This is a genomic window from Ruegeria sp. K3 (genome assembly GCF_056531845.1).
Map to the genome: position 1 here is coordinate 267352 of NZ_JBQFMM010000003.1, position 13275 is coordinate 280626.

At 56.1% G+C, this 13275-nt stretch carries 15 protein-coding genes; 12 read left to right on the forward strand and 3 right to left on the reverse strand.

Going from position 1 to position 13275, the window contains the following annotated elements; genetic code table 11:
• Positions 1-121: 121 nt before the first annotated feature.
• The 11 genes from ACR0MP_RS07880 to ACR0MP_RS07930 all read left to right on the forward strand — a co-directional run bounded on the left by ACR0MP_RS07880 (position 122) and on the right by ACR0MP_RS07930 (position 8554).
• On the forward strand, positions 122-979 hold the full coding sequence (locus ACR0MP_RS07880) for an HpcH/HpaI aldolase/citrate lyase family protein (RefSeq protein WP_170408337.1): 858 nt from the start codon (positions 122-124) through the stop codon (positions 977-979).
• Between the two features lie 6 nt (positions 980-985).
• Positions 986-1540: an NnrU family protein gene (locus ACR0MP_RS07885; RefSeq protein ID WP_170395794.1), complete on the forward strand. Its 555-nt coding sequence runs from the start codon at positions 986-988 to the stop codon at positions 1538-1540.
• A 12-nt stretch (positions 1541-1552) separates the two neighbouring features.
• Positions 1553-1759, forward strand: a complete 207-nt coding sequence (locus ACR0MP_RS07890) for a DUF1737 domain-containing protein (protein WP_170408336.1) — start codon at positions 1553-1555, stop codon at positions 1757-1759.
• Positions 1759-2787 carry a MaoC family dehydratase gene (locus ACR0MP_RS07895; protein WP_170408335.1) on the forward strand — a complete coding sequence of 343 codons (1029 nt, stop codon included), beginning with the start codon at positions 1759-1761 and terminating at the stop codon, positions 2785-2787. The genes ACR0MP_RS07890 and ACR0MP_RS07895 overlap by 1 nt, the downstream gene beginning before the upstream one ends.
• A 66-nt stretch (positions 2788-2853) precedes the next feature.
• Positions 2854-3525: a DUF1194 domain-containing protein gene (locus ACR0MP_RS07900; protein WP_480886308.1), complete on the forward strand. Its 672-nt coding sequence runs from the start codon at positions 2854-2856 to the stop codon at positions 3523-3525.
• 207 nt (positions 3526-3732) lie between these two features.
• Positions 3733-4116 carry a succinate dehydrogenase, cytochrome b556 subunit gene (sdhC, locus tag ACR0MP_RS07905; protein WP_170736693.1) on the forward strand — a complete coding sequence of 128 codons (384 nt, stop codon included), beginning with the start codon at positions 3733-3735 and terminating at the stop codon, positions 4114-4116.
• Between the two features lie 13 nt (positions 4117-4129).
• Complete coding sequence (locus ACR0MP_RS07910; RefSeq protein ID WP_170395800.1) at positions 4130-4513, forward strand: succinate dehydrogenase, hydrophobic membrane anchor protein; 384 nt, start codon at positions 4130-4132, stop codon at positions 4511-4513.
• Between the two features lie 12 nt (positions 4514-4525).
• Complete coding sequence (gene sdhA, locus ACR0MP_RS07915) at positions 4526-6334, forward strand: succinate dehydrogenase flavoprotein subunit (RefSeq protein ID WP_480886310.1); 1809 nt, start codon at positions 4526-4528, stop codon at positions 6332-6334.
• A 12-nt stretch (positions 6335-6346) separates the two neighbouring features.
• On the forward strand, positions 6347-7126 hold the full coding sequence (locus tag ACR0MP_RS07920; protein ID WP_170408332.1) for a succinate dehydrogenase iron-sulfur subunit: 780 nt from the start codon (positions 6347-6349) through the stop codon (positions 7124-7126).
• Between the two features lie 137 nt (positions 7127-7263).
• Complete coding sequence (locus tag ACR0MP_RS07925; RefSeq protein WP_170736690.1) at positions 7264-7404, forward strand: hypothetical protein; 141 nt, start codon at positions 7264-7266, stop codon at positions 7402-7404.
• 286 nt (positions 7405-7690) lie between these two features.
• Positions 7691-8554 (forward strand): DUF1989 domain-containing protein, encoded by an 864-nt coding sequence (locus tag ACR0MP_RS07930; protein WP_170636871.1) that lies wholly within the window; start codon positions 7691-7693, stop codon positions 8552-8554.
• Between the two features lie 12 nt (positions 8555-8566).
• Here the strand turns inward: ACR0MP_RS07930 and deoD are convergent, their stop codons facing one another.
• The 3 genes from deoD to ACR0MP_RS07945 all read right to left on the reverse strand — a co-directional run bounded on the left by deoD (position 8567) and on the right by ACR0MP_RS07945 (position 11690).
• Positions 8567-9277 carry a purine-nucleoside phosphorylase gene (deoD, locus tag ACR0MP_RS07935; RefSeq protein WP_170736688.1) on the reverse strand — a complete coding sequence of 237 codons (711 nt, stop codon included), beginning with the start codon at positions 9275-9277 and terminating at the stop codon, positions 8567-8569.
• An 18-nt stretch (positions 9278-9295) separates the two neighbouring features.
• The gene (locus tag ACR0MP_RS07940) at positions 9296-9607 is read right to left on the reverse strand and encodes an H-NS histone family protein (RefSeq protein WP_170736686.1); all 312 of its coding nucleotides are present in this window, start codon (positions 9605-9607) and stop codon (positions 9296-9298) included.
• Positions 9608-9722: 115 nt separating this feature from the next.
• On the reverse strand, positions 9723-11690 hold the full coding sequence (locus tag ACR0MP_RS07945; RefSeq protein WP_480886313.1) for a methylmalonyl-CoA mutase family protein: 1968 nt from the start codon (positions 11688-11690) through the stop codon (positions 9723-9725).
• Positions 11691-11835: 145 nt separating this feature from the next.
• Between ACR0MP_RS07945 and ACR0MP_RS07950 the strand changes: the two genes are divergently transcribed.
• Entirely contained in the window at positions 11836-13218 is a 1383-nt protein-coding gene (locus tag ACR0MP_RS07950; RefSeq protein WP_170736682.1) for a 1-acyl-sn-glycerol-3-phosphate acyltransferase, read from the forward strand.
• The last annotated feature ends 57 nt before the right edge of the window (positions 13219-13275 follow it).

The window sequence follows — 13275 nt, forward strand, 5'->3', positions numbered from 1 at the left end:
TCGCGTTAAGGCAACGCACGTTGCGCAGCGCAGGAAATGCTGCGCTGCGGCGATTTTGTTCTTGAACTTTCCGTCAAAAAATGCCCCATTCCGCGCAACATTATTTCAATGGGAGAGTCCAGTGGACCCGCGCCAACGCCCCTATCGCTCGGTACTATACATCCCCGGCTCGCGTGAACGCGCGCTTGATAAGGCCCGCACATTGCCGGTGGACGCCATCATCTTTGATCTTGAAGACGCGGTTGCGGCTGATGAGAAAGAGAACGCGCGCGAGACCCTCAAGGCGGCTTTGGCCGCCGGAGGCTATGGCGCTCGGGTCAAGATCGTGCGGATCAACGGGCTTGATACCGAATGGGGGCGCGCGGATGCCGAAGCCGTGCGCGAGATGGATGCAGATGCCGTTCTGTTGCCAAAGGTGAGTTCTGCTGCGCATGTGGATGCGCTGACCTCAATCACCGGAGACCTGCCGATCTGGGCGATGATGGAGACGCCGCGCGGGATGCTGAACGCAGCCGAAATTGCCGCACATCCGCTGATGGCAGGCTTTGTCATGGGGACCAACGATCTTGCGAAAGAGCTTCAGACGCGCTTCCGCCCCGACCGTTTGCCGATGATGACCTCGCTTGGCCTGTGCCTGTTGGCGGCCAAGGCAGAGGGGCTGATCATCGTCGATGGCGTCTACAATGCCTTCAAGGACACCGACGGTCTGGCCGCCGAGTGTGCCCAGGGCCGCGACATGGGCTTTGATGGCAAAACCCTGATCCACCCGGCCCAGGTCGACATCGCAAACTCCGCCTTTGCCCCTTCCGAGGATGAGATTGATCTGGCTCGCCGTCAGATTGCCGCTTTCGAGGAAACCGAGTCGCAGGGGCAGGGGGTCGCCGTTGTCGATGGCAAGATTGTTGAAAACCTACACGTTGTAACTGCCCGCGAAACTCTGGCAAAAGCAGAGGCGATAGTAGCTTTGCAAGCGGGGTAAGCCAGTATGGGCTTTGTTCTTCTGATCCTTGGTGTGGCACTTTGGTGGGCCGCACATCTTTTTAAGCGCGCGATGCCGGAACGACGTGCCGCCATGGGCGACGCGGGCAAGGGCGTCGTGGCGCTCGCCTTGGTGGCCTCGGTATTGTTGATGATCTTCGGTTATCGCATGACCGATTTCATATATGTCTGGGCGCCGCCAACCTTTCTGATTCACGTCAACAACCTGCTGGTGTTGATCGCGTTCTATCTGGCCAGCCCTGCGGGAACCAAAGGTCGCCTGTTGAACAAAGTCCGTCACCCCATGCTGGGTGGCTTTAAACTCTGGGCCTTTGCGCACCTGTTGGTGAACGGTGATCTGGCCTCGATCATCCTGTTTGGTGGCTTGCTGGCCTGGGCAATTGTCGAAGTGATCGTGATCAACAAATCCGAACCAGACTGGGCGCCGGGCGAACCCGGCACATACGGCAAAGATGCCATGTTCTTTGTGGGCTCCATCGTGCTGCTGGGCGTTGTGGGCTATATTCACGGGCTGGTTGGTCCGTCTCCGTTTGGTGGATAAGGGGCCTAATCAATGGCGAAACTTTATCGTTTGTTGACCGAGGAAGACACATCAGCCTTCTGCCACAAGGTCTCGGACGCGTTGGCAAAGGGATGGGAGCTTTATGGCGACCCGTCCTATGCCTTTGACGCCGCAAATAACGTGATGCGTTGCGCGCAGGCTGTGACCAAAGAGGTCGCCGCTGATTACACCCCCGACATGAAACTGGGACAGCAATAATGGCAAAAACCAATCCGGGTAACTTTTTCGAGGATTATTCAGTCGGGCAGATCCTGCATCACGCCGTGCCGCGCACGGTGACCGAAGGCGAGCGCGCGTTGTACCACGCGCTCTACCCTGCACGACATGCGCTCTATTCCTCGGATGAGTTCGCCCGGAATTGTGGCCTGCCGCAAAGCCCGATTGATGATCTGGCGGCGTTCCATGTGGTATTCGGCAAAACGGTTCCCGATATCTCGCTGAACGCGGTCGCCAATCTGGGCTATGCCGAGGGTCGCTGGCTGAAACCGGTCTATCCCGGCGATACCTTGCGCGCCGAATCCGAGGTGATCGGCCTCAAGCAAAACTCAAACGGCAAAACCGGCGTCGTCTGGGTCCGCACCCGCGGGCTGAACCAGCGCGACGAAGTGGTGATCGAGTATGTTCGCTGGGTCATGGTGCGCAAATCAAACCTCGACGCGCCTGCACCAGAGACGGTGGTGCCCAATCTGAAAAAGGCGCTTGATGTCAGCGATCTGGTGGTACCACCGGGGCTCGATTTCTCGAAATACAATTTTGTACAATCCGGCGAAAACCACCGCTGGGATGCGTACAACACGGAAGAAACGATTGATCACGTCGATGGCGTGACCGTCGAAGAGGCCGAGCACATGCTGGCCACCCGCCTGTGGCAGAACACCGCCAAAGTGCATTTCGACCTCACCTTCCGTCCAGAGGGACGGTTGATCTATGGCGGCCACGTTATCTCAATGGCGCGTGCCTTGTCGTTTAATGGCCTGGCGAATGCGCAGATGATCGTTGGCCTGAACGGCGGTGCCCATGCCAACCCTTGTTTCTCGGGCGATACGATCAAAGCCTGGTCCGAAGTTTTGGACAAGGCCGAGACCGGAACTCCCGGAATCGGTGCCATCCGCCTGCGCCTTGTTGCGACCAAAGGCGGCGAGCCTTTCACTTTGCGCAATCATGAAGGCAAGTACCTGTCTAACGTTTTGTTAGATTTGGATTATTGGGCTATTATGCCAATGTAGCCAATGCCTTCTGGCGGCTGACATTCAAGTGATCGCGGTCCGCGAAATCCATGCTACGCTTGGCGCATGATGATGTTTCGTGCGCTCGCCGCCAGCCTGTATCTGGCATCTCAGGCCTATGCTTGTGATTTGGCTCTGGCCTTGGCCGTAGACGTTTCAGGCTCGGTTGATTCCGAGGAATATCGTATCCAAATGGACGGTCTTGCCGCAGGTCTGCGGGACCCGATCGTATCCGAGGCCTTGGTGCGCGGACAGGCTCGGCTGATGCTTGTGCAATGGACTGGCAGTTCTCGCCAGAGGATCACGATCCCCTGGACCCGGATCGATAGTTTTAACACCTTGGACAGTTTTGCTGATCAGGTCGCAGCTGATCCTCGTGTCTGGCGTAACTTCTCAACTGCGATAGGTGAGGCGCTCGATATGACGGTTGCCAGCTTTGAAGACGTGCCCGAATGCGAAAGGCATCTTATTGATCTTTCGGGCGACGGAATTTCGAATGAAGGAATCGAGCCGTCGACCATCCACGCCAAACTGCGGGATCGCGGCATCACCGTGAACGCGATCGCGATTGAAGAAAGTGAACCCGATCTGACAGCCTATTTCTTCGAGAACGTCATCGTTGGCGAGGGGGCCTTTGTCGTCTCTGCAGCAGGCTTCGCGGATTATCCCGAACGTATTCGCAAGAAGCTTTTACGCGAGGTGACACAGCAGACTGCAGGGCTGACGCCGCTCCAATAATAGATTCGTGATCACATTGCTTTTTCATTGAAAACGCTAACATTGGCGGTATCGAATGTAATTTGTGATCACGAGAATATTTTGTGTGATCACAAACACGGCTTATCAGCGATTTTGCGTTAAATTTATTGGATTTTGCACCTGCAGCGCGTGACAGAGTCGTAAAAAACAGTAAAACGTTCGGTAGCCAACCGAAAAGGAGCCAACATGGCCGATGTAAATCGAGGCAACCGCCCGCTTTCTCCACATTTGACGATCTATCGTCCACAGATGACGTCCATATCTTCGATTATGGTGCGCATCACGGGTCTTGCTTCTTTTGGTTTGGCTTTGTTGGTCGTCTGGTGGTTACTTGCTGCGGCCACATCGGAAAGCGCCTTTGAGCTGATCAATGGATTGATGACCAGTTTCCTGGGTGATCTGGTCATGTTCGGCGCGGCTTGGGCCATTTTTTATCACATGCTGGGCCGTTTGCGGCACGTCATCTGGGATCTGGGATATTGCGTGCATGTTGAAGTGTCCGAGAAGATGGGCATTGGCATGTTCGTGCTGGCAACTGTTCTGGCTCTGATCACAGCCGTAGCGCTTTAAGGGGAGGTTCGCGATGCAGTTTCTCACAGACCGTAAACGCGCGCAGGGCATGGGGGCCGGACGTGCAGGTACACATCACCACTGGCAAATGATGCTCAGCTCGGCGGCATTGGTTATCCTTGTTCCGCTGTTTGTATTTACCTTCGGGCACGCCCTAGGCGGAACCTACGAAGAGGCTCTGGCCTATTACAGCCGCCCGTTCCCGGCGATTATCATGGGTCTGACACTGGTTGTTGTCGTCCCGCATTTGTTGCGCGAAGCCCAGGAAGCGATTGAGGACTACGTGCATGGCGTCGCGGAAAAGCTGGCGCTGATGGCCGCGCAAGCTTTTGCATACACACTCATTGCTGCGGGTCTGTTTGCGCTCGCGCGTCTGGCCCTCGGATATGCGCAGTAAGGAACAAGAACAATGACAGCAGCATATGAATACGAAACCCACGAATATGACGTGGTGGTTGTCGGTGCCGGTGGTGCGGGGCTGCGTGCAACATTGGGCATGGCCGAGCAGGGTTTGCGCACCGCTTGCGTGACGAAGGTATTCCCGACCCGTTCACACACAGTCGCCGCCCAAGGCGGCATTGCGGCATCCTTGTCGAATATGGGGCCAGACCATTGGCAGTGGCACATGTATGACACCGTAAAGGGCTCGGACTGGCTGGGTGACACCGATGCGATGGAATACCTCGCGCGTGAAGCACCCAAAGCCGTATATGAGCTAGAACATTACGGAGTGCCATTCAGCCGGACTGAAGAAGGCAAGATCTATCAGCGCCCGTTCGGGGGCCACACCACCGAGTTTGGTGAAGGTCCCGCCGTGCAGCGCACCTGTGCCGCTGCCGACCGGACCGGCCACGCAATCCTGCACACCCTCTATGGTCAGTCGCTAAAGAACAATGCCGAGTTCTACATCGAATATTTCGCCATCGATCTGGTCATGTCCGATGATGGGCAATGTCAAGGCGTTGTCTGCTGGAAGCTGGACGATGGTACGATGCATGTCTTCAACGCCAAGATGGTTGTTCTGGCAACCGGCGGCTATGGCCGCGCCTATTTCAGCGCGACCTCTGCCCATACCTGCACCGGTGATGGCGGTGGTATGGTGGCCCGTGCGGGTCTTGCGCTGCAGGATATGGAGTTCGTTCAGTTCCACCCAACCGGCATCTACGGATCAGGCTGCCTGATTACCGAAGGTGCGCGTGGCGAAGGCGGGTATCTGACCAACTCGGAAGGCGAACGGTTCATGGAGCGTTACGCGCCCCAGTATAAAGACCTTGCGCCGCGCGATTATGTCAGCCGCTCGATGACCATGGAAATCCGCGAGGGTCGTGGTCATGGCGACAATGGCGACCATATTCACCTGAACCTCAGCCACCTGCCGGCCGAGGCTCTGGCGGAACGTTTGCCAGGGATCTCGGAATCGGCACGTGTGTTTGCGGGAGTCGATGTGACCAAGGAGCCGATCCCGGTTCTACCGACGGTGCACTACAACATGGGCGGTATCCCGACCAACTATTGGGGTGAGGTGCTGAACCCCACTGCCGACAATCCGACCGCTGTGGTTCCTGGCCTGATGGCTGTGGGTGAGGCCGGTTGTGCCTCGGTCCACGGTGCGAACCGCCTTGGTTCGAACTCTCTGATTGACCTTGTGGTCTTTGGCCGCGCGGCGGCGATCCGGGCGGGCAAAGTTGTGGATGCCGACGCATCGAACCCGGTTCTGAACCAGGCCTCTGTCGATAAGGCGTTTGACAGGTTCGATGCGGCGCGCAACGCCAGCGGCGCGATTCCAACCGCAGATCTGCGGCTTGAGATGCAGCGCACCATGCAAGAGGACGCGGCGGTTTTCCGCACCTCGAAGACGATGGCTGAGGGCGTCGAGAAGATGACCGCGATCGCCGCCAAGATGGATGATCTGAAGGTTTCTGACAGATCGTTGGTCTGGAACAGCGATCTGATGGAGACGCTGGAGCTCACCAACTTGATGCCAAGCGCGCTCGCCACCATCGTTGGTGCTGAGGCGCGTAAGGAGTCCCGCGGTGCACACGCCCATGAAGATTTCACCGAGCGTGACGATGAGAACTGGCGCGTCCACACGGTCAGCCGTGTCGATGGCAATAAAGTAGAGCTTAGCTACCGTCCGGTTATCGTTGATCCGCTGACGACCGAAGACGAAGGCGGCATCAGCATGAAAAGAATCGCGCCCAAGGCGCGGACGTTCTAAGGAGAGGAACTTATGGTACAACTGACCCTCCCCAAGAATTCCCGGATCACCACCGGTAAAACCTGGCCCAAGCCCGACGGCGCGACCAATGTGCGCAAATTCCAGATCTATCGCTGGAACCCGGATGATGGCCAGAACCCGCGCGTCGATACTTATTTCGTCGATATGGATACTTGCGGCCCGATGGTTCTGGACGCTCTGATCAAGATCAAGAATGAGATTGATCCAACCCTGACCTTCCGCCGTTCGTGCCGCGAAGGAATCTGCGGGTCCTGCGCGATGAACATCGACGGGATTAACACGCTGGCCTGTATCTATGGGATGGATGAGATCAAGGGCGACGTGAAGATCTACCCGCTGCCCCATATGCCGGTGGTCAAGGACCTGATCCCTGATCTGACTCATTTCTACGCCCAACACGCCTCGATCATGCCGTGGTTGGAGACTAAGACCAATCGTCCTGCAAAAGAGTGGAAGCAATCCATCGAAGACCGCAAGAAATTGGATGGTCTCTATGAATGTGTGATGTGTGCCAGTTGCTCGACCTCGTGCCCCAGCTACTGGTGGAACGGCGACCGCTATCTCGGCCCTGCCGCGCTGTTGCATGCTTACCGCTGGATCATCGACAGTCGGGATGAGGCCACCGGTGAGCGCTTGGACGAGTTGGAAGATCCGTTCAAGCTGTATCGCTGCCACACCATCATGAACTGCGCCAAGACCTGCCCCAAGGGTCTGAATCCGGCCAAAGCGATTGCAGAAATCAAGAAGATGATGGTGGACCGCGCGGTCTGATCACGCACCAAAACAAAGCACTTGCCGGGTTGCGGCAAGTGCATGCCGCCTCTGCAAAACTATGCGATGCGCTTGTACGAGCGCGGATCTAAAGTTGGCGCAGGGAGGAGTGATGAGTTCGAAAAGAGGTCACTCCGATGAACATGCAAAACCAAAGACACGACGCGGCCAAAGCGTTGGAATTTCTGGAACAAGCCTGGGCCTATTATACGCCCGAGCCCAAAGTTCCGGCCAAAGACGAAACACCAGAGTTGTTTGAATATGCGAACGCGGCCTGACCGTGTCGCGCGGGCTTGAATATTACGACACAATAGGCAATGCAGAGCTATGCCCGTTCTATTGCTTCTGCTCGCCGCTGTCGTATTTGCCTATTTTTTCTGGCGGTCCCGCACGTCGTCTCTGACGCGCGACTGCAGGTGGCGGCAACATCGAAGCGAGGGCCAGTGGCGCTGTGCTTACTGTGGCGCGGTGTCAAAATCTGATGTTGAGCCCACGCAGTGTCTGAAAGGACAGTAGCTGCTGTTGGGGGTTTCCCACCGGGCCGAACTGCGCCACTCTCGGCCTATGTCAGAATCTCGGAATACTCCCCGCCCACCCATGGATGCAGATGCGCGCCGCGCAATTGCGCCCGTTATTTGCTACCCGAATGAAGGGCTACCAAAACCCGATCTAGGGCTCTATCAAACCGGGCGTGATACAGCGCACAAAACGGGTGAGGTGTTGGTGCCACCGCGAGATGCGCGATGCTTTGAGGTGCCTGCAGGGCATTTCTTTCGGATCACTTCTGTTGAAGGATCGCAAGTTGGCGATCTAAACCTGTGGAACCTCAACGACCTTTCCGAGCGGTTTTATTCCGGCAAGACGCGCGCGTTGCATGGCACACATATCACCGTGGGTGAGCGCATGTGGTCGAGCTTTCCACATATGCGACCGATGGCGACAATCATTGCAGATACGCTGGGGTGGTACGGAATCGATGATTTCGGCGGGTCGGTGCACGATGTGATCGGGACCCGATGTGATCCCTATACCGGTAATCTGCTAGCTGGATCCCAGTACCATCACTGTTGCCATTCGAATCTGACACGCGCGCTGGCGGATCATTTGGGCGTCTCTTTGGCCGAAGCCGAGCCTGCGGTACATGATGTATTGAACGTGTTCATGTGCACCGGTTTCACGCGTGATACCGGGCAGTATTTCATGAAAGCCTCACCTGTCCGTCCGGGAGACTATCTTGAGTTTTTCGCCGAGATTGACCTGCTGGGAAATCTAAGCGCGTGCCCGGGCGGTGATTGCTCGTCCGAGCATTCATCGGATACCGCAGCCTGTTATCCCCTGCTGGTAGAAACCTTTGCCCCGGCTGAAGGTGCGCTTGAGGGATGGCGCAGCCCCGCGCGCAACGGATATGACCGCACGCACGGGCGCTAGATATCGCGCAATTCAGCTGTCCGGGAACGCCGCCTGCAGCGCGATTTCGACCATGTCGCCAAAACTGCTTTCTCGGTCCGAGGAGGGCAGGGCTTCGCCGGTCAGCAGGTGGTCCGAGACTGTCAGTACCGCCAATGCGCGGCATTTGTGACGCGCGGCAAGGATGTAAAGCTCTGCCGCTTCCATCTCGACACCCAAAATACCGTGCCGAACCATTTGTTCGTTCAGGTCCGGGCGTTCGTCATAAAAGACATCGGATGAATAGATGCCGCCAACATGGGTTGGCGTACCTTTGGCTTGTGCAGCCAATGCTGCAGACTGCAAAAGACCCCAATCCGCGCAAGGGGCGAAGTTCATTTCTCTCATGATCCCGCGCGAAGGGGTGCTGAGTGTGGTCGACGTCATCGCCAGAATAACATCACGCACATTCACACTGTCTTGCATCCCGCCACATGACCCGATCCGGATCAGAGTTTTGGCGCCGTAGTCACGGATCAATTCGTTCACGTAGATCGACAGAGACGGCATCCCCATGCCACTACCCTGAATGGTAACACGATTTCCTTTCCAAGTGCCGGTGAACCCCAGCATGCCACGCACTTCGTTTACCATCTTTACGTCTTCAAGAAACGTTTCGGCCGCCCATTTTGCACGATACGGGTCGCCGGGCAAAAGAACGGTTTCGGCAATCTCGCCTTTTTGGGCTCCAATATGGATAGTCATTTTGCCACTTTCCCCCGATCAGATTTCCAGATCAGTAATATCGGCACCGGCTTTTATGGCGTCATGAACCCACTGCGGTTTGCGGCCCCGCCCGGTCCAGGTTTGCGACGGATTGTTCGGATTTTGATATTTCGCTTTAGATGATTTTACCGACTTAGTGCTGTCTCCTGACAATTCAGACAACGAAAACCCATATTCCGCCGCCGCCTTTTCGGCGGCTTTCAACGCTTCTTTTCGCTCACGCACTTCGGCGGTTTTTAGCGCCTTTTCGACCCGATTGCGCAATTCGAGCAGTTCTTTGCGCGACATTTTTTCAAGATCGATTGCCATAATCTTCTCCATTTCGGCTATTCCCCTACTTATTGCAGGGGAAATTGAATAAACCCGAACCTATCTATTCCCATTTTACCGGAAATAGAAATGGAGATTTCTGTAATATGATTTTCTATTCAGCCGCAATTTCCGTTGGGTCAACCAATGTGACGATATCGCCCATGATTGCATTCAATTCGAAATTTTTCGGCGTATAGATTTTCGATACACCCATGGAACGCAATTGATCCGCGTCCTCATCGGGGATGATCCCACCTACAATGACGGGAATATCGCTTAGCCCTGCTGCTTTCAGCCGCGTCATCACGTCCTTCACCAAAGGCAGGTGGCTGCCAGAGAGGATCGATAGACCAATCACATGCGCTTTGTCTTCTTGTGCCGCAGTTACGATTTCTTCGGGCGTAAGACGAATACCTTCGTAACTGATGTCCATGCCACAGTCGCGTGCGCGGAAGGCGATCTGTTCGGCTCCGTTCGAGTGTCCGTCCAGACCAGGTTTGCCAACAAGAAACTTCAGCCTGCGCCCCAGTCGGTCGCTTACCGCATCTACGGCTGCGCGCAGGTCTTCCAGTCCTTCGGTTTTGTTCGAAACAGATCCCGAGACGCCGGTTGGTCCACGATATGTACCGTAGGCCTTGCGCATTTCCTCGGCCCATTCGCCAGTTGTGATACCGGCCTTGGCCGCAGCGATTGAAGGTGCCATCACGTTGGCACCGGATCGCGCTGCTTCGCGCAATGCTTGTAGCGCCGCGGCCACTGCTGCGTCATCCCGATCCGCACGCCAGTCGTTCAAGCGCCCGATTTGTTCCTGTTCAACCGCCGGGTCGACGACCATGATGCCGCCATCCTCGGTCTGCAAAGGCGAGGCTTCGCCCTCGGTCCATTTGTTTACGCCAACGACGACGGTTTCATTGCGTTCAATACGGTTCAGGCGCTCGGCATTGGACTCGACCAGCCGCGATTTCATGTATTCGATCGAGGCTACTGCGCCGCCCATTGATTCGAGATTAGCCAATTCGGCTCGTGCGCCATTTTTAAGTTCTTCGACTTTGGCGTCGACAACCGGATTGCCGTCGAACAAATCGCCATATTCCAGCAGATCGGTTTCATAGGCGAGGATTTGTTGCATCCGCATCGACCATTGCTGATCCCAGGGACGAGGCAGGCCGAGCGCTTCGTTCCATGCAGGCAACTGCACCGCACGTGCGCGGGCACGTTTGGATAGCGTCACCGCAAGCATTTCAATCAGTATGCGATAAACGTTGTTTTCCGGCTGCTGTTCGGTCAGCCCCAGCGAGTTTACCTGAACGCCATAACGGAATCGGCGGAACTTGGGGTCTTCAATGCCATAGCGCTGCTGCAGAATTTCGTCCCAAAGATCCACAAAGGCGCGCATTTTGCACATTTCGGTGACAAACCGGATGCCCGCATTCACAAAAAACGAAATCCGCCCGCAGAGTGCCGGGAAGTCTTCAGCTGGAACGCGCGGGCGAAGTTCGTCCAGCACTGCAATGGCAGTCGCCAGAGCATAGGCCAGCTCTTGCTCAGGCGTCGCGCCTGCTTCTTGCAGGTGGTACGAACACACATTCATCGGGTTCCATTTGGGCACGTTATCGTAGCAATATTCGGCCACGTCCGCGATCATCTTCAGCGATGGCTTTGGTGGGCACACATAAGTGCCGCGGCTCAGGTATTCCTTGATCAGGTCGTTCTGGACGGTCCCCTGCAATTTCGAGACATCCGCGCCCTGTTCCTCGGCAACTGCGATATAAAGCGCCAAAAGCCAAGGAGCAGTCGCATTGATCGTCATCGAGGTATTCATCTGTTCCAGCGGAATTTGATCGAACAGAACCCGCATGTCCCCCAGATGGCAGATCGGAACCCCAACTTTTCCAACTTCGCCGCGCGCCAAAGTGTGATCGCTGTCATACCCTGTTTGGGTTGGCAGATCGAAGGCCACGGACAGGCCGGTCTGACCTTTGGCCAGGTTCGCACGATAAAGCGCATTTGACGCTTTGGCCGTTGAGTGACCGGCATATGTACGGATGAGCCAGGGGCGATCTTTCTGCAACTGCGTCATGGGTCGTGCCTCGCGGATCGGTGGGTAACAAAATTACGTTCTATGGTGGTAAATAGTAATTTTCAGTACATGTCAATTCGCTGCGTTGCGGCATCGACGGTTTCTGCAGATTGTGGGTGGTCGCGTTTGATGGCACTGTGCCCGAATGATGCAGACTGTGGAAATCCCGCTTTGGCTGTTTGTGCTGATCGTGCTGTTTGCCGCGGTCACATTTGCCTCGCATTTTTTGTTTCCGTCGGTGCGCTGGTTTTTCCGCCGCCGCCTTGAGCGCGCCGTCGCACGGTTGAACAAGCGCCTTCAGCGCCCGATCCAACCGTTCAAATTGGCGGGGCGGCATGACATGATTCAACGGCTTATCTATGACCCGCAGGTTAGCCGGGCGGTGCAGCAGCATGCCAAAGAAGAAGGTGTGCCTGACGCTGTTGCCTCAGAATTGGCACGGCGATATGCGCGCGAGATTGCGCCCTCATTCTCGACAGTGGCCTATTTCAGCATCGCGATCCGTTTTGCCCGCATGCTGAGCAACGCCTTTTACAAGGTGCAGTTGGGTTACGAGGACAAAGCCGCGCTGGACAATATCGATCCCGATGCGACGGTCGTTTATGTCATGAACCACCGCAGCAATATGGATTACGTACTGGTCACCTATCTGGCGGCAGACCATTCGACCTTATCCTATGCTGTGGGCGAGTGGGCCCGTGTCTGGCCACTAAGTCGATTGATTCGCGCGATGGGGGCTTATTTCATTCGCCGCAAGTCGGGTAGCGACCTATATCGACAGGTCCTTGCAAGCTATGTAAGACACGCGACCGAAGCGGGCGTGACGCAGGCCATGTTCCCTGAGGGCGGGCTGAGTCTGACTGGCAAACTGGGGCGCCCCAAGCTGGGATTGTTGAAGTATATCCTTGACGGAGTCGAACCGCAGGGGCGGGATGTGGTGTTTGTTCCGGTTGCTTTGAACTATGATCGGGTGCTTGAAGATACCGTATTAACAGCGGCAGCGAAGGATAGTGAACGCCGCTTCCGCGCGCGGATCGGGGTTATCACCCGCTGGTCGCTCAAGCAGATTTGGCGCAAGCTCGTCGGGCGCTACAAGAGATTCGGGATTGCCTCGGTGCGGTATGCGACACCGATTTCCCTGAAGGAATTTCGAGACGCGCACGAACGGGACCTAACAACCGATCTGGCCCGCGAGTTGATGCGCAGGATCGGCGCCGCAATTCCCTTTGTTCCAGTGCCTGCTGCGTGTCGGCTGGTTCAGGAAGAAGGTGAGATGTCAGAGCAGGAGTTGAAGGCGCGTTTGCTGACGTTGGGCGGCGACGCGGTTGCCCAGGATGATGGAGAGGCTGTTGACGATGCCATCAATCAGTTGGTCGAGCGACGGATTCTGCGTCGTGAGGCTGGAGTGTTGCGCCCATCAGGCGAGCGATCAGAGCTGCTTGCTTATTACGCGGCAGCATCAGAACCCGTTGTTCGGGCTGAGAATGATGCAAGTGCAGAAAGTATTTCTGCAACTGCTGGGTCATAAAATTACAAAATAGATACCAAAAACGGTTGCAATATTACTCAGGGGCTAATATTTCGT